A 19,782-nucleotide genomic window follows, 5' to 3' on the forward strand; every position below is an offset into this window, starting at 1 on the left:
AGGCAACAGACCTTGGAGCAACCCGTTATGCATCGCTTGATTTTCATTCTTCTCGCTTGCCTGGGCCTTGCGCTGCCGGCAACGGCCAACGCCTGGTGGCAGGACGACTGGCATTACCGCAAACAGATCAGTATCGACACCACCCCCCAGGGCGCGGCGATCAACGAGGCGGTGGGGCGTACTGCGCTGCTGGTGCGTTTGCACACCGGCAATTTCACCTTTGACGGTGTCAACGAAAACGGCTCGGACATTCGCTTTGTCGCCGCCGACGACCACACCGTGCTCAACCACCAGATTGAAAGCTTCGATCCGCTGATGGGCATGGCCTTGATCTGGGTGGACGTGCCCATGGTGGAGGGGGGCAAGCGCTCGGACATCTGGATGTACTACGGCAACCCGAAAGCACCGGCCACCAGCAATCCCCAGTTGGCGTTCGATGCCGATTACAGCCTGGTCTATCACTTCGATGGTGCCGTTGGCGCGCCACCCCGTGATGCCAGCGCCTTTGCCAACCACGCACAGAACGCACCGGCAGGGATCCTTGACGGGGTGATCGGCCGCGCGGCGCAGTTCAACGGCCAATCGCTGTTGCTGCCGGCCAACGCGTCCCTGGGCGTCAACGCGGGTGGCGCGATGACGTTCAGCACCTGGTTGCGGATGGAGCAGGGGGCAGGGGAGCAACTGTTGCTGGCGCGTCGTGACGCCGGCAACTCGCTGTTGGTGGGCATGACCCAGGGCGTTCCTTTCGTCGAGGTGAACGGCCAGCGCGCAGTGGCGAACCAGGCCGTGGCCCTTGGGCAATGGCAACACCTGGCGTTGACAGCCGATGCCAGTGGGTTGCGTTTGTACGTCAACGGCAGAATGGCGGCCAACCTGGCGCAGCCGCTGCCAGCCTTGCAGAGTGCAATCGCGATCGGTGGCGACGCACCGGCAGCGGTGGCTGTCGGCGCGCCGACCGCGACCTATCAGGCCTTCACCGGCGTCCTTGATGAACTGCGCGTGTCCCGCGTCGCTCGCTCGCCCGAGCTGATCCTGGCCGACGCCACCGCACAGGGTGCCGAGTCACGCCTGGTGGTCTATGGCGTGGACGAAGAACAGTCTGGCTTCGGCTTCGGCAGCCTGGGTTTCCTGCTTAACGCGGTGCCGCTGGACGCCTGGGTGATCATTGCCATCCTGGTGCTGATGATGCTGCAGTCGTGGGTGATCATGGTGCGCAAGAGTCGCAATGTCGCCCGTGTCAGCCGTGCCAACGAATTGTTCCGCAGTCACTTCGCCAAGGTCGGGACACGGCTGGAAATGCTTGCCGATGAACGCGACCTGGCGCAGCGCCTGGCGGACTCGTCGCTGTGGCGCCTGTATACGGTGGCGGTGGCCGAGATCCGCACCCGCCGCGACCAGGGCGCCGATACGTCGTCGATTTCCGCCGCCACCATCGAAGCCATCCGTTGCTCCATGGACGGCGTAAGGACACGCGAAAACCAGCAGCTCAGCGCCAAGCTGTCGACCCTGTCCAATGCCATCGCCGGTGGCCCCTACATCGGCCTGCTCGGCACGGTGCTGGGGATCATGGTGGTCTTCCTCGGCACCGCCATGGCCGGTGACGTGAACATCAACGCCATCGCCCCGGGCATGGCGGCGGCCTTGCTGGCGACGGCCATGGGGCTGTTCGTCGCGATCCCGGCCCTGTTTGGCTACAACCGCCTGACCACGCGCAACAAGGAAGTCAGCGCCGACATGCGGGTCTTCGTGGATGAGTTCATTACCCGCCTGGCCGAAGTCCACGGTGAAAGCCAATCCAGCGAAACGGCGCATCGACGGGGCAACCACGTCGCCAGTCCGTCGTTGACGGTGTGAGGGGAAGACCATGGCCAACCTCAACAGCGCCCTGGACGATGACGAAGACGCCGCCGTCGACACCATCAACATCACGCCACTGGTGGATGTGCTCATGGTGGTGCTGGTGATGTTCATCCTCACCGCCACCGCCCAGGTCTCCGGCATCCAGATCAACCTGCCGAAGGCCAGCTCGACCATCTCGCTGTCGCAGCCCAAGACCAAGGCGATTTCCATCAATGATGGCGGCCAGGTGTTCCTCGATGCCTACCCGGTGACCCTTAACGAGTTGGAGGACCGCTTGCGCATCGAGAAGGCGCAGAGCCCGGATTTCCCGGTGATCGTGCGCGGGGACTCGACGGTGCAGTACCAGAAAGTCATTGAAGTGCTGGACCTGCTGCGCCGCCTGGAGCTGTCCCAGGTCGGCCTGGTCACCGGCAAACCGAGCCAGGGCTGAGCCATGACGTCTTTTCCTGAACAGCCGCAGAACGGCCATCTGGAGCGACAGCGCGACGTCACCAAGACGGTGCGTCGAGTACTGCTGTGGAGCGTTGGCCTGCTGGCGGGCGCGGGCCTGGCCTGGCTGCTGTGGACATGGGCCAATGACATGAGCGGTATTCGCCGCGAGGCGCCAAAGATTCCGGCGATCATTCCGTTGCCGCCACCTCCGCCTCCGCCACCGGAAAAACCGCCGGAGCCGGAAAAACCGGTGGAAGAAAAGATCGTCGAGCCCGAGCCCACGCCGGAGCCCGAGGAAGTCAAGCCAGAGGAAGAGGCGCCGCCTTCGCCCGCCGAAGACCTGGCCGACCCGATGCAAATGGACAGTGACGCCCAGGCGGGTTCCGACGCTTTCAACATTGGCGCAGGCAAGGGCGGCGGCATGGCCGGCACCGGCGGCGGGCGCCTCGGCAACGGCACCTACAGCCAATTCCTGGCCTACAGCTTCCAGCGCTTGCTGCGCGAGTCGCCCGAGCTTCGCAACCTGGCGTTTCGCCTGGAGGCTGACGTCTGGCTGGACCAGGCCGGTCGCGTGACGCGCGTGGAGCTGGGACGCAGCAGTGGCGATGCCGAACTCGACGCCAAGGTCCTGGCGACCTTGCGCGCTTCACCCCATCTGGAACGTCCACCCGCCTCGTTGCAGGTGCCGGTGCGTATCCGCCTACAAGGACGCCGACCGGGCTGAGCCGGGTCGCCAAGAGACCATTAGGAGTTGTGTTCATGATCTGCAAAATCAATCGATTGGCGCTGGGTGTCGGCCTGGTGATCGCCAGCCTGACGGGCAGTGCCTTGGCGCAGACGCCGTCGCAGAACGCCACGGTCAACCTGATCCGCCTGCTGGTGCAACAAGGCGTGCTCAAGCAGGACCAGGCGCAAGCGCTGATCGACCAGGCCGAAGCCGAGGCCGTGCAAGCCCGGCAGGCCGCCGCGACGACTGCGCCAGTGCCCGCCCCCGGCGCACCGGGTGAGGTGCGGGTGCAATACGTGCCGGCCATCGTTCGGGAGCAGATTCGCGACCAGGTGAAGGCCGAGGTGATCGCCCAGGCCAAACAGGAAAACTGGGCCCAGCCCAATACCTTTCCCGACTGGGTGTCGCGCATCACGTTTGAAGGTGATGTGCGCTTGCGCAACGAGTCGCGTTATTACTCGGACAGCAACAGCAACGAGATTGTCGATTTCGCCGAGCTCAATAACAGCGGGCCCTATGACGTCAACCCTAGAAGCGGTACGCAATACCCACCGCTGCTCAACACCCGCGAAGACCGCGAGAACATGCTGCGCTTGCGTGCCCGGATGGGCTTGCGGGCCGCGCTTTCCCCTCAATGGACCGCCGCCATCCGGCTGGGCACGGGCTCGGACAGCAGTCCGGTGTCCACCACCCAGACGCTGGGCGGCGGCTTCGACAAAAAGGACCTGTGGCTTGACCAGGGCTACCTCAACTATCGCCCGACCAAGGAGTGGAGCTTTACCGGTGGGCGCATGCCCAACCCGTTCATGTCCACCGATCTGCTGTATTCCAACGACCTCAACTTCGACGGCCTTGCCGGCTCGTTCAATCATCCGTTGAACCGCGACCTGGCGGTATTCGGCACCTTGGGCGCGTTCCCGGTGGAATACAGCTCCGACAGCGCGTCGAGCGATGGTTTGAACAAAGAAGACAGCGAGAACAAATGGCTCTACGGCGCGCAACTCGGTGCGAGCTGGGCGTTTGCGCCGGACAACAGCATCAAGGGCGCGCTGGCCTACTACCAATTTGACGACATCGAAGGGCGACGCTCCAATCCCTGCGCCATCTACGACGGCGCACCGGCTTGTGACAGCGACGAAACGCGCCCGGCGTTCATGCAAAAGGGCAACACCCTGATGGAGTTGCGCAACCTGGTACCGGATCCGTCCGCACCGACCACGTCGCCGCAACCACAATTCGTGGGCCTGGCCTCGGAGTTCAACGTGCTTGACCTCAATCTGGTCTGGGACACCTTGCTGTTCGACGATCTCAAGTTGCGCAGCCAGGGCAACTACCTGGTCAACCTCGGCTACGACGAAGGCAAGATGCGCAAGCGCTCGGCTGGTGCGCTGGTCAACAACGTGGACGAAAACGGTGACATCGAAAGCGGCGATACCGCCTGGATGCTGCAGTTCACCCTGGGCAGTTCCCTGGACCTGAAGAAGCGCGGCGATTGGAACCTGTTCGCCGGCTACAAATACATCGAGCCGGACGCCTTGCCGGACGGCTTCAACGACTCCTCGTTCCACCTCGGCGGGACCAACGCCAAGGGCTATTTCCTCGGCGGCAACTACGGCATCGAAGACAACGTCTTCGCGACCGCGCGCTGGTTGAGCAGCGAAGAAGTCTACGGCGCGCCGTTCGATATCGACGTTCTGCAACTTGAGCTCAACACGCGCTTCTAGCGCCGGGAGAGACAGCATGAAAAAGTCATTTCATCCCGCTATCCACGCCGTGGTGTTGCTGTTGGGGCTCGGCGCAGCCCTCGGCGCTTCGGCAGAGACCATGGAGGAACGCTTGCGCGCCCAGTTGCGCAGCACCACTCAACAGCTGCAAGCCTTGCAGAGCGAACAGGCGCAAGGCACCGCCGCGCGCCAGGCGGCGCAAACCGAGCTGAGTGCGGCACAAGCGCAAATCAAGCAACTGACCGCCGAACTCGCCAAGGCGCGCAGCCAGAGCGAACAACTGGGCGCACAGCAAGACGCTGTACGCAGCAGCGCCCAGGCGCAGATCGCGGCCAGTACCGAACAGGTCGGCAAGTTCAAGCAGGCCTACGAAGAACTGCTGGGTCGTGCGCGGGGTATAGAGGCGGCGCGTGCCACGTTGCAAGCCAGCCTGACCAGTCGGGACAGTGAAGTGCAGCAATGCACGGCGAAAAACCAGCAGATGTACGGCATCGCCAAAGAGATCCTCGCGGCCTACGAAAATATCGAGGTCAGCGACGTGCTGAAGATTCGTCAGCCTTTTGCCAGTGGCGCGCGGGTGAAGTTCGAAGAATTGGCGCAGCGCTATGGCGATGCGCTGTACCAGACCCAGTTCGATGCCACCAAGACCACCGCCGGCAAATAACCATTGATCAAATGACCACAAGGGAAATCCTGTCATGACCGCACAAACACTGATCCAGAGCATCACTCCCGAGCAACTGGGCGAACTGCTGCAAGCCGCCGGCTACCGCGTCAATCGCACCGAACAGGGCGCCGTGGTGCAATTGTTGAGCGCCAGCCAGGGCATTGGCTTTGCCGTGCGTTTCGGCAACCCGGCCGCCACCGAGGGCAGCTTTCTGGATTTCACGTTCAGTTGCGCGCTGCGCATCGAGGGCGAATTGCCCGAAGGCCTGGTCCAGGTATGGAATGCCAGCCGCCGCTTTGCCCGCCTGAGTCGCCAGGGTGATTTCCTGGTGATGGAAATGGATGCCATCGTTGCCGCCGGTGTCAGTGAAGACCATGTGCGTGGCGTGCTGGAACTCTGGGACCGCCTGTTGCAAGAATTCGTGGTGTACCTGCGCGACTACAGCCAGCACGCACGCGAGCAGCAAAAGGACGGTGCGGATGCAACGCAGGAAGCTGCGGTTGAAGAGGCCTGATTACGATGAACAGGTTTAGCAAACTGGCTGGCTTCAGTGCGGCTGTCCTGGTGCTCGGCGGCATTGCCCTGACGGTGATCTCCAACCCTGACGGCGTGTCCCAAGCCTCGGTGCCTGCGGTACAACCGAAACCCGCCAGAACCTCCGACGAGGCGGCGCCGACCGTGGCCAGCCTGGGCGAACTGCAACTGAGCAGCGCCGAGCTCAACGCTGTGTTGAGCTCGCTCACGCCGCAGGTGCGCGAGCAACTGCGCGGCAATCGTGGCGCACTGGAGGGCTGGATCCGAGCGCGCCTGGCAGAGAAAGCCCTGTTGCAGCAGGCCGACGCCCAAGGCTGGCAGGAGCGTCCGGACATCCAACAGATGACCCGCGCGGCCACCGAACAGATTTTGCTGCGCACCTACTTGCAATCCGTCAGCCAGGTCCCCGCCGACTATCCGGATGAGCAAGCCCTGCAACAGGCTTACGAGGGCGCCAAGGACAAGCTGCAAAGCCCGGCGCTGTACCGCGTCAGCCAGATCTTCATCGCGGTTGAGCCGGGAGCCAACGAAGAACCGCTCCGCAAGAAAGCCACCGAGCTGGCTCGTCGTGCCCAGGCCGCCAACGCCGATTTCGCCGAGCTCGCCCGGCAGTTTTCCGAGGACCAGGCGACGGCCCAACGCGGCGGTGACAGCGGCTTGCAACCGTTGCAGCAATATGTGCCGGAGATGCGCCAGGTCTTGAGCCAGCAACGGGTCGGCAGCGTTTCCGACGCGTTGCGTAGCCAGGCGGGTTTTCACATTCTCAAACTGACAGATAGGCAGCCGGCACGCGCCGCCAGCCTGGATGAAGTTCGTGGGCAACTGCGCGAAGCGCTGCGCAGCCAACGCCAGGAACAGGTCGCCAGGGCCTATATGGAAGGGCTGGTGAGCAAGGCAACGCTGAGCATCGATGGCGCGCAACTGAATCAGGCATTGGAGTCTGTTCGTTAAGCGGTGAGGTCGCTTGGGACACCTTAGGGAGGAGGGCGTATGGCTTTGGAGGACGTTGGCCAGTTTCACGATTGTGCGCGGTTGCCACCCTCGATCAATAGCGATGATCGGCATCTGGATAACCTCGAGGATCTCCAGGCGTTGGAGTTTTTTCTGGTAACGGCGCGCTGCAGCTGCTTCATGCAGGCGGCGCGGAGCCTGAATGTCAAAGCGTCGTTGCTGCGAAAAAAGCTCTCGCGGTTGTCGATCCATTACGGCAGTCCCTTGTTCGAGCACCGAGGCAATGCGCTGGTGCTCAGCCAGGACGGTCGCCATCTGCGCAACCAACTGTTGGCTCACCGAGCCTTGCTGGCTTTGCCTGATGCTTTCGTCGAGGATCAGGCATTGGTTCGCGTGGCCGTGGCGGAGCCTTTGCTGCATGACATCCTCAATCGCGAGCTGCTCGGTTTCGTGCGTCAACACGCCAATGTCCGCCTGGACTTGCTGCGTCTCGACAGCAACCCCGACCAGGAGCCGGTCGAGGCGGACGTCGTCGTCTGGCTTACCAACCCGCAGGCGCAAGCGCCGGGGCTATCGTTTCCAGTCGTAGAACTCAGCTGTCTCGCCGAACTGGAGTACATCCCGCACATCGCCAAGCGTTATTCACGGGAAGCGAGCCGTCCACGCAGTCTGGCCGAGCTGCAGGACTACATGCTGGTGAGCCTGCACGACTACGCGAAAATGCCTTCCCTGCAACCTTGGAACAGCACGGTCGGCACGCGTCGCTCCGGCGTGACGCAGGTCAACTCCTATGAGCTGATGCGCCAGATGATCCAATGGAGCGCCTGCGTCGGTCTGCTGCCGCATTACGTTTGCGCACTCGACAAGACGCTGCAGCCTTTGCCCGACTTGTTCGACCGAGGAATGCCAATGCAGGTTTGGATGGCCATACACCGCGATGAAGCTCACAGGGACGAGGTTACCCGGCTGGCAGCTCTGGTTCGCGCGGCGTTTGAACAGCTCAGGGAGTGGTTCCAGAACGAGCGTTGACGCGCCGGACGGTGGGATGGTTTGAGCGCCGAGCCGGTTTGACGAACCGACAGAGACGGGGCATATTGCGCTCGGTTGTGTCTATTTGTGCTCGTTTATGCAGGTTGTGGATCCCATGAGTACCCCCCTCGAAGTATTCCCCGGCGAACGCCAACGATTGATCAGCGAGCGGCTTGCCCTGTATGGCCGGGTCATCGCGGCTGATCTGGCCAGTGAATTCAATGTCTCCGAACACTCGATACGTCGCGACCTGGGCGCGTTGGCTGCGGCCGGTTTGTGCAAGCGCGTCTATGGCGGTGCGATCCGCTTGCCGGCGGCCGAAGCGCCAATAGACGTCCGAATCCATCAGGACTCGGCCCGCAAGGACAATCTCGCCCGGACCGCGGTGTCGCTGCTCGGCGCGGGTCAGCACGTCTTTCTCGATGCCGGGTCGACCAACCTGGCGATCGCCCGCGCCATCGATCCAGGCCTGCGCTTGACCCTCACCACCAACTCGCCGTTGATCGCGGTGGAACTGATGAAGCTGCCCAACGCCGAAGTCATTCTGCTGGGTGGCCGCCTGAACCCTGTGGCGGGCGGCGCGATCGGGTTGGCGGCGGTCCAGCAATTGCGCCAGTTCAATTTCGATGTGTGTTTCGTGGGTGCCTGCGCCATCGACCCGGACAACGGCGTCACGGCGTTTGGCCTGGACGACGCCGAATTCAAGCGCGCGGTGGTCGCTGCGAGCGGTCAGGTGGTGGTGGCGGTCACCAATCAAAAGCTGTCCAGCGTTGCGCATTACCAGGTGGCATCTTGCGAAGAAGTCACCGCGCTGGTGGTGGAGCACGATGCGCCGAACGAACGACTCGATCCTTTTTTGGCGCGGATATCCAAAGTCGTGAGGGTGCCCGCCAAGGCCTGAGGTGAAACGATGGGATACAAGCCCATTGTCCGCCAGCCGATTTACGTCTAGTTTGCTGCCCCATCACAACTACAAAAGTCAGGAGTCATCGATGCAACCGATTCGTCTCGGCCTGGTGGGCTACGGCAAGATCGCCCAGGATCAACACGTCCCCGCCATCCGCGCCAACCCTGCGTTCGAGCTGGTGGCGGTCGCCACGCAAGGGCAGCCGTGCGCCGGCGTGGAGAACTTCCAGTCCTTGGGCGAGTTGCTGGAAAACGGTCCTCGCGTCGATGCGATTGCCTTCTGCACGCCGCCGCAAGGGCGATTTGGCCTGGTTCGCCAGGCGCTGGAAGCGGGCAAGCATGTGCTCGTGGAAAAGCCGCCGTGCGCCACCTTGGGCGAAGCGATGGAATTGGTCGAGCAGGCGCGCGAAAAGGGCGTCAGCGGCCTGTTCGCCTGGCATTCGCGTTATGCGCCGGGCATCGAGGCTGCCCGCGACTGGCTCGCCAGCCGCACGCTGCAAAGCGTCCGGATCGACTGGAAGGAAGACGTGCGCAAATGGCACCCCGGCCAGGCGTGGATCTGGCAACCCGGCGGCCTCGGTGTGTTCGATCCGGGCATCAATGCCTTGTCCATCGCCACCCACCTGCTGCCGCGTTCCCTGTTCGTCGAGTCCGCCGAACTGCGCGTCCCCGATAACTGCCAGTCGCCGATTGCCGCGAGCATCAAGATGTCCGACGCCGGCCATCTCGACATCCGCGCGGAGTTCGATTTCGACCATGGCCATGACGAGCTCTGGAGCATCGAGATTCGTTGCGCCGAAGGCACCTTGCGCCTGGACAACGGCGGCGCGCTGTTAAGCATCGACGGTGTGCGCCAGGCGGTGTCGGAGGAGGGCGAATACGCGGCGGTGTACCGGCATTTCCAGCAGTTGATCGGTGACAAGGCCAGCGATATGGACCTGCAACCGCTACGCCTGGTTGCGGACAGCTTTTTCGTCGGTAGCCGGACGTTGGTCGAGCCGTTCTACGATTGATCTTGCCCACGCGCCGATCGTCCTGGCGACGATCGCCGCGCCGCATGCCTATTGATGTATTTCGGCAACCGACATGGTGAAGACCAGCTTCGACTTGCCCGCGTTGGAATAGGCGTGGGCGACATCGGTTTTCGCGACCGCCGAGCTTCCGGCGGGAATCACCAGTTCCGTTTCCCCTACCACGCATCTCAACGTGCCTTTTTCGACGTGGAACAGCTCAAGCGTGCCTTGAGGATGACCGGCTGAGGAAAAGGATTCGCCCGGGAACATCTCCCAGCGCCACAGCTCGATCATGTTCGGGCCGCTCGTCCCGGCGAGCAGGCGTGCAGTGCCTCCCAATTCCCCGGTCCAGAGCGTGGGGATGTCCTGGCTGTCGATGATGTGGGCTGACGGTGGCTCCGCCACGTTGACGATGTCCGCCACCGAAAGGCCCAGCGCCGCAGCGATCTTGCACAAGATGCCGATGCTCGGGTTCGCCGTGCATTTCTCGATTTCGACCACCATCCCTTTGCTGACGCCGGAGCGCCGGGACAGTTCGTCCAAGGTGATTTTCTGGGCCTTGCGCGCCTGCTTGAGCGTGCGGGCAACGGCCAGGCTCACCGCGTGGGCGTCCGCGCCAGGCGTGGTCGATATATTGGTATTCAGGGTCATCACCAAAGCATCGTGAGGAAGATAGGCCAGGATTCTCGACGGTTGCCGGTGGCGTCGTCAATCAGCTCGTCGGAGTTTATCGACCAGAAAAGTCGATATATTGACTTTGCTGGTCGGCGGTGACTAGCATGAAAGGCAATTTGGATCGCTGGAGAACCTTGATGTTGTCAGTACTGCCGTTGATCGACCAAGCCGTTGCCGAGCTGGCGCCCGGGTTCAGGGCCCTGAGCATCGTGGTGCAGGCTGCGCCGCTGACCCAGCCGGACGTCGCCCGCACGGCCCTGGATCGGGCCTGCCAATCGGCGCTGGCCGGCGGTCCCGCCTGGGGTGAGGCCCACCTGCAGCAATGGGCCGATACGTTTCGACAGTTCGGCGCCAAGCCACAACGCACGCCGTGCTCGGCCGAGGCACTGCGCAAGCGCGTGCTGCGGGACGGCAGCTTGCCGAGCCTGGATCCCGTCGTCGATCTCTACAACGCCATCAGCATCGAGTACGCGATCCCCGTCGGCGGCGAAAACATCGAGGCATACGTGGGCTCGCCGCGGCTCGTGATCGCCGACGGCTCCGAACCGTTCGACACCCTGAAGGACGGCGCGCCTGCCCATGAATTCCCAGAGGCCGGCGAAGTGGTCTGGCGCGACGACCAGGGTGTGACGTGCCGTCGCTGGAACTGGCGACAGGGTGTCAGGACTCGCCTCGATGCGGACGCCAGGCACATGTGGTTCATCCTCGAAAGCCTGCCGGCAATGCCGCTCGAAGCGCTGACCGAGGCGGGCGACCGGCTGATCGAAGGGTTGCAGGAGATGATGCCGGGTGTACAGATCGAGAGTGCATTGGTCGGTCCTGGCGCTCACTGAACAACAGGTTGTCCCGCAGGGGGCAAGAGGGTGTCTCATTCATGAACTACGTCAGCACGCGGACACCCGGCAAGACCTACGCATTCAGCGAAGTGCTCATGGGCGCGTATGCCCCGGATGGCGGACTGTTCGTTCCTGGCAAGATGCCTCGGTTTACGGAGCAGGCGCTTTCCAGGCTGGAGTGGCTACCTTTCCATGAGCTCGCCTGCCAGGTGATCAGTCCCTTCCTGGGAGACTGGATACCTCGGGAGCAGTTGTCCCGAATCGTCGAGCAGGCTTATTGCGGCTTCAAGAGCAGGGCGGTCGCGCCGCTTTACCAGACGGCGACGCACGAGTGGGTGCTGGAGTTGTTTCACGGGCCCGCCAGCGTCTATCAGGATTTCGGCCTACAGCTGATGGCCCGTCTGATTGAGTACACCTTGTCCAAGCGTGGCAAGGAGGCCCTGGTGGTGGGCTGTACCGGCGGCGACACCGGTGCGGCGGCGATCAAGGCCTTTAACGGCGTGCAAGGCGTGACGCTGGTCGTACTGCACCCGTCACGGGGCATGACGCAAGCGCATCGACGGCGTTTGTTGAGCACCGGGCAAGCCAACGTCATCAACATCGAAGTCGATGGGGACTATGCCGATTGCCATCGGTTATGCGAGAAGTTTCTCAAGGGCAGCCACCGAACCCGCAAATCGCTCATCTCCTTCAATTCGGTGAATTGGGTAAGGGTACTGGCGCATCTGTCGTTCTTTTTCTATTCGGCGCTTCAACTCGGGGCACCGAAGAGGGAGGTGGCTTTCAGCGTGCCCACCGGCAACTTCGGTGCGCTGTACGCAGGGTACGTGGCCAGGGAAATGGGCTTGCCGATCAGGCAATTGATCGTGGCCACCAACGCCAATGCGGGCCTGCACGAATTCCTGCAGAACAACCTCTACCGCCGCCATGAAATCCGCGCCACCCAGACGCCATGCATGAACGTCTCCGTGGCTTCGAACTTCGAGCGGTTGCAATGGAGTGTGCTCAATGGTTGCGGCAACAAAGTCGCCAGGAACATGGAGCGGCTGGAGGAAGACGGGCGGATCCAGCTGGAACAGGACGAGTGGCTGCAAGCGCGCAAGTTGTTCGACTCCCTCGCTGTGGAGGACGCGGATGCCTTCAATAGCATCCATGAGGTTTTCGTGCAGAGCGGTTACCTGGTCAGTCCACCCACGGCCATCGGCTTGCGTGCGGCGCGTGTCAGCCGGCGCAGCTTGCTGATTCCGATGATTTGCCTGGCGACCACCCACCCGTCGATCAGTGATGCAGGGCTGCAGCGTTTGTCCGACCGAAGTTGTATTTCAATACCCAATGATATAACCGCGCTGGTGCAGTTTATTGATGACTTGTCCAAAGACACGGAGTCTCGCTCGTTATAAAACCGGAGTCAGCGATGAAACGTGTTCTCGATAAAGTTGATGAAAAAATACTGGATGAGCTGACCCGTCATGCACGGCTTGCCCATAATGAAATTGGCTTGAAAGTCAATTTGTCGCGCAATGCCGTGCGACTCAGGATCGAACGATTGGAACGCGATGGTTATATCCGCGGATATACCATCATCAAGGGCACGCCGGCGGCGGAAGCAGGGCCTATCAGGGCATTGGTCTTCGTTTATCGAAAGGACCGGATGCGCGATGCCGAGGTGGTCCGGTCGGTGGCCGCCATGCCGGAAGTCACGTCCTGCAACGTGATGAGCGGCGACCTCGACATTGTCCTGACCGTGGAGGCGATGAATTCGGATCGCATTCACAAAGTCTGGAGCGAGATCTCGGCATTGCCGGGCGTGTTGAATACCGTCACGTCATTTGTCTTGTCTTGTACCAAGTAAGCCGAAAAGCGAAGTGTGCCGATGCGCGAGCAAATTGCTCGTAATAACGCGCTGTTTGCCATCTTCGTAAACATCAATGGCGGAATTATTATCGTCACTACCTAACTATAACAACGAGAACGTGCCGTGACTGACTGTGCAATGACCTGCGTGGCTTTGAAACTACAGGTCAATCATCATGAATAGTTTGAGTCTTTCGCTTGCCGCTGATTATAAGGCCATGGTCGTTCGCAACCCCTTTGACGGTTCGCCGGTGGGTGAGGTGATGGACATGCCGGCTTCATCGGCGACCCCGTTGATTGACACGGCACTGCTGGGGGCCCTGGTTGCCAGGGACCTGCCGCGACATGAACGGGCGCGGATATTGGAAGCCGCCGCGTCGGGTGTCGAAGCCGACAAGGACGCGTTTGCCCGGCTTATCGTGGCCGAGTCCGGGAAAACCTTGAAGCAAGCGAGGAAGGAAGTCTCGCGTTGCATCAACACCTTGAAACTCTCCGCCGAGGAAGCCAGGCGCAATGCCGGCGAGGTGATCCCGTTCGATGCCTACCCCGGGTCGGAGTCCCGCCAGGGCTGGTACACCCGCGAGCCGCTCGGCGTCATTGTCGCCATCACGCCTTATAACGATCCGCTGAATCTGGTGGCCCATAAGCTTGGACCGGCCATCGCAGGGGGCAACGCGGTCGTGCTCAAGCCTTCCGAGTTGACGCCGCTGTCGGCGATCAAACTGGTGGGTTGCCTGATCGACGCCGGCTTGCCGCACGGCGTGGTCAGCGTTGCGACAGGTGGCGCTGCGTTGGGCAAGGCCCTGGTCGCGCACCGCGCGGTGCGCATGGTTTCGTTCACCGGGGGCTTCGTCACCGGTGAGCAGATTTCCCGTATCGCCGGCCTGAAGAAACTGGCGATGGACCTGGGCGGCAATGCGCCGGTGATCGTCATGGCCGACAGCGACCTTGCCGCTGCCATTGACGCCTGCGTGTCGGGTGCGTTCTGGGCAGCGGGGCAGAACTGCATTGGCACTCAACGCATCTTGATCGAGGCGCCGGCCTTTGACGCCTTCAAAAAAGGCTTTGTCGAAAAGACCCGCGCACTGGTCGTCGGCGATCCTGCGGATGAGCGCACGGACGTCGGCCCCATGATCAGCGAAGCGGCGGCCAAGCGCGCTGAAGCGTTGGTCAACGAAGCGGTTGATCACGGCGCCACGTTGCTGCTTGGCAACCAGCGCGTGGGATCGCTGTATTCGCCAACGGTCCTGGAAAACGTCGGCGGCGACTGTCCGCTCTGGTATGAGGAAGTCTTCAGCCCGGTGGTGATGCTGCAATCGGTGGGCTCGCTGGATGAGGCGTTGACGCTGGCCAACGAGCCGCAATACAGCCTGCACGCCGGGATTTTCACCCGCGACCTGAACGTTGCCCTGAGCGCCGCCAAACGGCTGGAGGCGGGCGGTGTGATGATCAACGATTCGTCGGACTTCCGTTTTGATGCGATGCCGTTCGGCGGCTTCAAATACGGCAGCATGGGCCGCGAGGGCGTGCGTTTTGCCTACGAGGAGATGACCCAGCCCAAGGTTGTCTGCCTTAACCACACGGGCACCGGTGCAAGCGTGATTTCAGCCGGCAAGACAACAACATCCTTCTGAGGAAATACCGATGCGTCCTGATAAAAAGAATCTGTCCTCGCTGTCTGCGGCCACCCTGGCGGTGCACGGTGGCAACGTTGCCGACGCCACCAGTGGCGCGGTTCGCACGCCCTTGGTGATGGCCAACTCTTATCTGCTGCCTGAAGACCCGGCCACCATGGACTGGTCGAGTCCGGACGGGCTGGTGTACACGCGCAACCAAGGTCATAACCAGGTGTGCCTGGAGAAAAAACTCGCCGCACTCGAAGGTTGTGAAGCGGCTGTGGTATTCGCCACCGGCGTAGCGGCGTTGCATTCGGTGTTCTTCTCATTCCTGAACAGCGGCGATCACGTCATCGTCAGCGATATTACCTATCAGGCGGTCTGGCGGCTCTTTGCGGAACTGCTGCCTGAGCGCTACGGCATTGAAGCGACATTCGTCGACGTGGGCGACCTGGATTCGGTGCGCCAGGCCCTACGACCCAATACCCGGCTGATCCACACCGAAGTGATCGCCAACCCGACCACCAAGGTGGCGGACATCGGAGCGCTGACTGAAATTGCCCATGCCCATGGCGCGTTGATCAGCGTGGACGCGACGTTCACGCCCCCGCCATTTTTCCGCGCCAGCCAACAGGGTGTCGATTTTGTCGTGCACTCGTTGACCAAATACATCAACGGCCACGGCGATGCCATGGGTGGCGTGGTGATCGGCACCCAACGGATGATCGACAAGATCAAGAACGATGCGCTCGTCGACCTCGGCGCGACCATCTCGCCATTCAACGCCTGGATGATCATGCGCGGCTCGGTCACGCTGCCGCTGCGCCTGAAGCAGCTGCTGAGCAACGCCGAGCGGGTCGCTGAATTTCTCGATTCCGACGATCGCATCGCCTACGTCTATTACCCCGGGCTGGCGTCTCATCCCCAGCACGAATTGGCGCGCCGACAGTTCGCCGGCAAGGGGTACGGAGCCATGATGGCGTTTGCGGTGAAAGGCGATCCGGACACGCAAAACCGCTTTGTCTCGAACCTGCGCATCATCACGTCAGCGGTATCGCTGGGGCATGATGAGTCGCTGATCGTGCACGTCGGCGCGGAAGGCCGGGGCGGTTTCGACAAGTACCCTGAAGAGTTTCGCCAGTACGGGCATTTGCGCTTTTCGGTCGGTTTGGAAGATCCCGAAGATCTGATCAGCGACATCACCGCCGCGCTGGATGAAACATTCAAGTAACTTGGCTGATCAGGTCGCGCAACAGGGTTTGGTCAACCCGTCTTTGCCCCCGTACCAGCGGGGGTTCTTTTAATAAGATTATGAGCAGTTATCTCATTCAGTCATTGCTGGGTGCCCCTGGATAATTGCCTATGCATTTAATGGAGTTGGATCGTGGCTTGGCTGAGTTTAATAATTGCAGGTTTACTTGAAGTGGTCTGGGCGTTTTCAATGAAACAGTCCGATGGATTGACTCGGGTCGGCCCGACGGTGATTACCTTTATAACGGTCATTGCCAGTTTTGCCTTGCTGTCCTATTCGATGAAAAGCTTGCCGCTCGGCACCGCCTACACTATCTGGACCGGCATTGGCGCGGTCGGAGCGTTCGCGGCAGGCATCATGTTCCTGGGCGAACCGGCCAGCCTGTCGCGCGTCGTGGCTGCGGTCCTGATTGTCAGTGGTTTGTTGATGATGAAGTTGGTCTCTGCCTGAAAGGCGAGCAGTCTGCTCGTAATATCGTTCACTTTGCCATATTCGTAAAACAGCGACGCTCCGGTAATGTTCAAGTCGAAATCGTTGCGCTCGTGGAACAACAGCGCCAGACATCGATTGCCCTTAATCCAATTACAATAGTTAGGGATGTACTTATGATTTCGTTGAGAAAGTTGTGTGCGGTCCTGCTTTTACCGTTATGTGTGGGCGTGGCTTCGGCCAAGGACTACACGACACTGCGCTTTGGCGTCGATGCCAACTACGCGCCCTTCGAATCCAAATCGGCCGATGGCAACCTCAAAGGATTTGATATCGATCTGGGCAACGCCATTTGCGCCAGGCTGCAAGTCAAGTGCGTCTGGGTCGAGAGCGATTTCGACGGTCTTATTCCTGGTCTGAGGGCCGGCAAATTCGACGGCATCCTGTCTTCCATGACCGTGACCCCCACACGCGAAAAAGCCATCGACTTTTCGGACGAACTCTTCTCCGGACCGACCTCCTATGTCTTCAGGAAAGGCTCGGGGCTGAGCGAGGAGGTGGCTTCGCTCAAAGGCAAGACCGTCGGTTATTTCCAGGGCAGCATCCAGGAGGCCTACGCAAAATCCGTCTTGGAGAAGGCGGGTGTGAAAACCCAGTCCTACCAGAATCAGGATCAGGTTTATTACGACTTGGTGGCGGGGCGCCTGGACGCCTCCATCCAGGACACCCTGCAAGCGAAACTGGGCTTCATGGCGTCGCCTCAAAGTGCCGGTTATGAACTCAGCAACACCGTGGACAGCCCCTACCTGCCGGCCAAGACAGCCATCGGCATTGCCAAGGGCAACGGCGACTTGAAGGCCCTGTTGAACAAGGCCATCCAGGCGCTCCATGACGATGGCACCTACGATTCGATCCAGAAGCGTTACTTCGGCGATCTGAATCTCTACAGCGGCAAATGACCCTCCGACGCTCGTCCGCGGGGATGGGCGTCTTTTCGCCTGAGGTTGCTGACCATGATCGACACACTATCAAACGCGTTGGAGCTCGCAGGGTTCAGCCTAAAGGGCTTCGGGCCGCTGTTGCTGAACGGTGCCTGGATGACCGTCAAACTATCCGTCGCTTCGCTGCTGCTCAGTGTGCTGCTGGGACTTGCCGGGGCCAGCGCCAAGCTCTCCGGCAAGCAATGGCTTCGCATGCCGGCGCAGCTCTACACCACGCTTATTCGCGGCGTACCGGACCTGGTGCTGATGCTGCTGATTTTCTATAGCCTGCAAACCTGGCTGACGATGCTCACGGTCGCGCTGGGTTGGGACTACATCGAGATCAACCCGTTCGCGGCCGGGATCCTCACCCTCGGATTCATCTATGGTGCCTATTTCACCGAGACCTTTCGCGGCGCGATGCTCGCGGTTCCCCGTGGGCAATTGGAAGCCGCCACTGCGTATGGCTTGAGCCGGGCGCAACGCTTTCGCCTGGTGGTTTTTCCGCAGATGATGCGCTTTGCCCTGCCGGGGCTGGCCAACAACTGGATGGTCATCCTCAAGGCCACTGCGCTGGTCTCGATCATCGGCCTGGCTGACCTGGTAAAGGCCGCCCAGGACGCGGGCAAGAGTACCTACCAACTGTTCTTTTTCCTGGTGCTGGCGGCGTTGGCCTATCTGGTCATCACCAGCGTCTCCAACGTTGCCCTGCGTCACCTGGAACGGCGTTATGCAACGGGTTGCCGGGAGGCCGTGCGATGATCGAACTCCTGAAGATGTACGGGGAGCCGTTTTTCTACAGCGATGGGCAGCAGATCACGGGCCTGGCGATGACATTGTGGCTGCTCAGCGCCTCCCTTTTCGTCGGCTTCATCGTGTCGATCCCGCTGTCCATTGCCCGTGTCTCGTCCCGTTGCCTGGTGCGCTGGCCGGTGCAGTTCTACACCTACCTGTTTCGCGGGACGCCGCTCTATATCCAGTTGCTGATCTGTTACACCGGCATCTACAGCCTGGCGGCGGTACGGGCGCAGCCGTTGCTGGATGCGTTCTTTCGCGATGCGATGAACTGCACGATCCTGGCGTTTGCCCTCAACACTTGCGCCTACACCACGGAGATTTTCGCCGGCGCCATTCGCAGCATGGCCCACGGCGAAGTCGAGGCGGCCAAAGCCTATGGCCTCTCCGGTTGGAAGCTCTACGCTTTCGTGATCATGCCTTCCGCACTGCGCCGTTCGCTGCCGTACTACAGCAACGAAGTCATCCTGATGCTGCATTCCACCACGGTGGCCTTCACCGCCACGGTGCCGGACATCTTGAAAGTAGCCCGGGACGCCAACTCCGCGACCTTCCTGACCTTCCAATCGTTTGGCATAGCAGCGCTGATCTACCTGGCGGTGACGTTCGCACTCGTCGGCCTGTTCCGCCTCGCCGAGCGTCGCTGGCTGGCTTTCCTCGGCCCGGCTCATTAGTCATGCCTGCCTGAACGTTGCTCATCCCGATCCGCTTAAATAAGAAGATTGCGACATGTACAAACTGACCGTTGAAGACCTGCACAAAAGCTACGGCAACCACGAAGTGCTCAAGGGCGTGTCGCTCAAAGCCAGCACCGGCGATGTCATCAGCCTGATCGGCGCCAGCGGCTCCGGTAAAAGTACCTTCCTGCGCTGTATCAATTTTCTCGAAACCCCCAACGATGGCGCCATGAGCCTGGACGGCAAGCCGATTCGCATGGTCAAGGATCACCTGGGCCTGCACGTGGCCGACGCCAGTGAGTTGCAGCGCCTGCGCACGCGCTTGGCGATGGTGTTCCAGCATTTCAATCTGTGGGGGCACATGACCGTGCTCGACAACATCAGCCTTGCGCCGCGCCGGGTGCTGGGTGTCGGTAAGAAAGAAGCGGAGGAGCGGGCAAGGCATTACCTGGAAAAGGTCGGGTTGCCGGCACGGGTGGCCGAGCAATTTCCGGCCTTTCTGTCGGGTGGCCAGCAGCAACGGGTCGCCATTGCCCGCGCGCTGGCAATGGAGCCCGAAGTCATGCTCTTCGACGAGCCGACCTCTGCCTTGGACCCTGAGTTGGTGGGAGAGGTACTCAAGGTCATCCAGGGACTGGCGGAGGAAGGTCGGACCATGATCATGGTGACGCATGAAATGAGCTTCGCCCGCAAGGTCTCGAGCCAACTACTGTTTCTTCATCAGGGCCAGGTCGAGGAGCAGGGCGGGGCCGAGATCCTCGACAACCCGCGCAGCGAGCGCCTGCAGCAATTCCTGTCCAATGGCTTGAAGTGAAGCAGCCGGGG

21 protein-coding genes are annotated in these 19,782 nt (G+C 61.3%); 20 read left to right on the forward strand and 1 reads right to left on the reverse strand.

Features of this window, described 5'->3' with window-relative positions:
- Positions 1–27: 27 nt before the first annotated feature.
- From M8Q45_RS09900 to M8Q45_RS09945, 10 genes are all read left to right on the forward strand, one after another.
- Entirely contained in the window at positions 28–1,854 is a 1,827-nt protein-coding gene (locus M8Q45_RS09900) for a DUF2341 domain-containing protein (RefSeq protein ID WP_249874563.1), read from the forward strand.
- Between the two features lie 10 nt (positions 1,855–1,864).
- Complete coding sequence (locus M8Q45_RS09905; RefSeq protein WP_181289694.1) at positions 1,865–2,290, forward strand: ExbD/TolR family protein; 426 nt, start codon at positions 1,865–1,867, stop codon at positions 2,288–2,290.
- A gap of 3 nt (positions 2,291–2,293) precedes the next feature.
- The gene (locus M8Q45_RS09910) at positions 2,294–3,016 is read left to right on the forward strand and encodes an energy transducer TonB family protein (RefSeq protein ID WP_502940262.1); all 723 of its coding nucleotides are present in this window, start codon (positions 2,294–2,296) and stop codon (positions 3,014–3,016) included.
- A gap of 35 nt (positions 3,017–3,051) precedes the next feature.
- On the forward strand, positions 3,052–4,743 hold the full coding sequence (locus M8Q45_RS09915; RefSeq protein ID WP_249874564.1) for a putative porin: 1,692 nt from the start codon (positions 3,052–3,054) through the stop codon (positions 4,741–4,743).
- 16 nt (positions 4,744–4,759) lie between these two features.
- Complete coding sequence (locus M8Q45_RS09920; RefSeq protein WP_249874565.1) at positions 4,760–5,407, forward strand: coiled-coil domain-containing protein; 648 nt, start codon at positions 4,760–4,762, stop codon at positions 5,405–5,407.
- A gap of 34 nt (positions 5,408–5,441) precedes the next feature.
- On the forward strand, positions 5,442–5,924 hold the full coding sequence (locus M8Q45_RS09925; protein ID WP_249874566.1) for a YbjN domain-containing protein: 483 nt from the start codon (positions 5,442–5,444) through the stop codon (positions 5,922–5,924).
- A 5-nt stretch (positions 5,925–5,929) separates the two neighbouring features.
- Positions 5,930–6,895 (forward strand): peptidylprolyl isomerase, encoded by a 966-nt coding sequence (locus tag M8Q45_RS09930; RefSeq protein ID WP_249874567.1) that lies wholly within the window; start codon positions 5,930–5,932, stop codon positions 6,893–6,895.
- Positions 6,896–6,934: 39 nt separating this feature from the next.
- Positions 6,935–7,924: a LysR substrate-binding domain-containing protein gene (locus M8Q45_RS09935; RefSeq protein WP_249874568.1), complete on the forward strand. Its 990-nt coding sequence runs from the start codon at positions 6,935–6,937 to the stop codon at positions 7,922–7,924.
- 115 nt (positions 7,925–8,039) lie between these two features.
- Entirely contained in the window at positions 8,040–8,825 is a 786-nt protein-coding gene (locus M8Q45_RS09940) for a DeoR/GlpR family DNA-binding transcription regulator (RefSeq protein WP_249874569.1), read from the forward strand.
- Positions 8,826–8,916: 91 nt separating this feature from the next.
- Complete coding sequence (locus M8Q45_RS09945; RefSeq protein ID WP_249874570.1) at positions 8,917–9,843, forward strand: Gfo/Idh/MocA family protein; 927 nt, start codon at positions 8,917–8,919, stop codon at positions 9,841–9,843.
- A 48-nt stretch (positions 9,844–9,891) separates the two neighbouring features.
- Here the strand turns inward: M8Q45_RS09945 and M8Q45_RS09950 are convergent, their stop codons facing one another.
- A complete protein-coding gene (locus tag M8Q45_RS09950; protein WP_249874571.1) occupies positions 9,892–10,494 on the reverse strand; it encodes a helix-turn-helix domain-containing protein in 603 nt (200 codons plus the stop codon).
- A 161-nt stretch (positions 10,495–10,655) separates the two neighbouring features.
- Here M8Q45_RS09950 and M8Q45_RS09955 point away from each other — a divergent pair, with 161 nt between their 5' ends.
- The 10 genes from M8Q45_RS09955 to M8Q45_RS10000 all read left to right on the forward strand — a co-directional run bounded on the left by M8Q45_RS09955 (position 10,656) and on the right by M8Q45_RS10000 (position 19,771).
- Positions 10,656–11,351: a B3/B4 domain-containing protein gene (locus M8Q45_RS09955; RefSeq protein WP_249874572.1), complete on the forward strand. Its 696-nt coding sequence runs from the start codon at positions 10,656–10,658 to the stop codon at positions 11,349–11,351.
- 41 nt (positions 11,352–11,392) lie between these two features.
- Positions 11,393–12,754, forward strand: coding sequence for a threonine synthase (gene thrC / locus M8Q45_RS09960; RefSeq protein WP_249874573.1), 1,362 nt, complete (start codon positions 11,393–11,395; stop codon positions 12,752–12,754).
- A 14-nt stretch (positions 12,755–12,768) separates the two neighbouring features.
- Complete coding sequence (locus M8Q45_RS09965; RefSeq protein WP_249874574.1) at positions 12,769–13,206, forward strand: Lrp/AsnC family transcriptional regulator; 438 nt, start codon at positions 12,769–12,771, stop codon at positions 13,204–13,206.
- A gap of 178 nt (positions 13,207–13,384) precedes the next feature.
- Entirely contained in the window at positions 13,385–14,842 is a 1,458-nt protein-coding gene (locus M8Q45_RS09970) for an aldehyde dehydrogenase family protein (protein ID WP_249874575.1), read from the forward strand.
- 10 nt (positions 14,843–14,852) lie between these two features.
- Positions 14,853–16,055 carry a trans-sulfuration enzyme family protein gene (locus M8Q45_RS09975; protein ID WP_249874576.1) on the forward strand — a complete coding sequence of 401 codons (1,203 nt, stop codon included), beginning with the start codon at positions 14,853–14,855 and terminating at the stop codon, positions 16,053–16,055.
- A gap of 153 nt (positions 16,056–16,208) precedes the next feature.
- Positions 16,209–16,526: a DMT family transporter gene (locus M8Q45_RS09980; protein ID WP_249874577.1), complete on the forward strand. Its 318-nt coding sequence runs from the start codon at positions 16,209–16,211 to the stop codon at positions 16,524–16,526.
- 155 nt (positions 16,527–16,681) lie between these two features.
- Positions 16,682–17,464: a transporter substrate-binding domain-containing protein gene (locus M8Q45_RS09985; RefSeq protein ID WP_249874578.1), complete on the forward strand. Its 783-nt coding sequence runs from the start codon at positions 16,682–16,684 to the stop codon at positions 17,462–17,464.
- 54 nt (positions 17,465–17,518) lie between these two features.
- The gene (locus tag M8Q45_RS09990; protein WP_249874579.1) at positions 17,519–18,247 is read left to right on the forward strand and encodes an ABC transporter permease; all 729 of its coding nucleotides are present in this window, start codon (positions 17,519–17,521) and stop codon (positions 18,245–18,247) included.
- Positions 18,244–18,954, forward strand: coding sequence for an ABC transporter permease (locus M8Q45_RS09995; RefSeq protein ID WP_030140581.1), 711 nt, complete (start codon positions 18,244–18,246; stop codon positions 18,952–18,954). Before M8Q45_RS09990 ends, M8Q45_RS09995 begins: the two co-directional genes overlap by 4 nt.
- A gap of 55 nt (positions 18,955–19,009) precedes the next feature.
- Positions 19,010–19,771, forward strand: coding sequence for an ABC transporter ATP-binding protein (locus M8Q45_RS10000; protein WP_217859611.1), 762 nt, complete (start codon positions 19,010–19,012; stop codon positions 19,769–19,771).
- Positions 19,772–19,782 lie beyond the last annotated feature (11 nt).

It is taken from the genome of Pseudomonas sp. T1.Ur (assembly GCF_023516725.1).
GTDB classification, from domain to species: Bacteria; Pseudomonadota; Gammaproteobacteria; order Pseudomonadales; family Pseudomonadaceae; genus Aquipseudomonas; species Aquipseudomonas alvandae.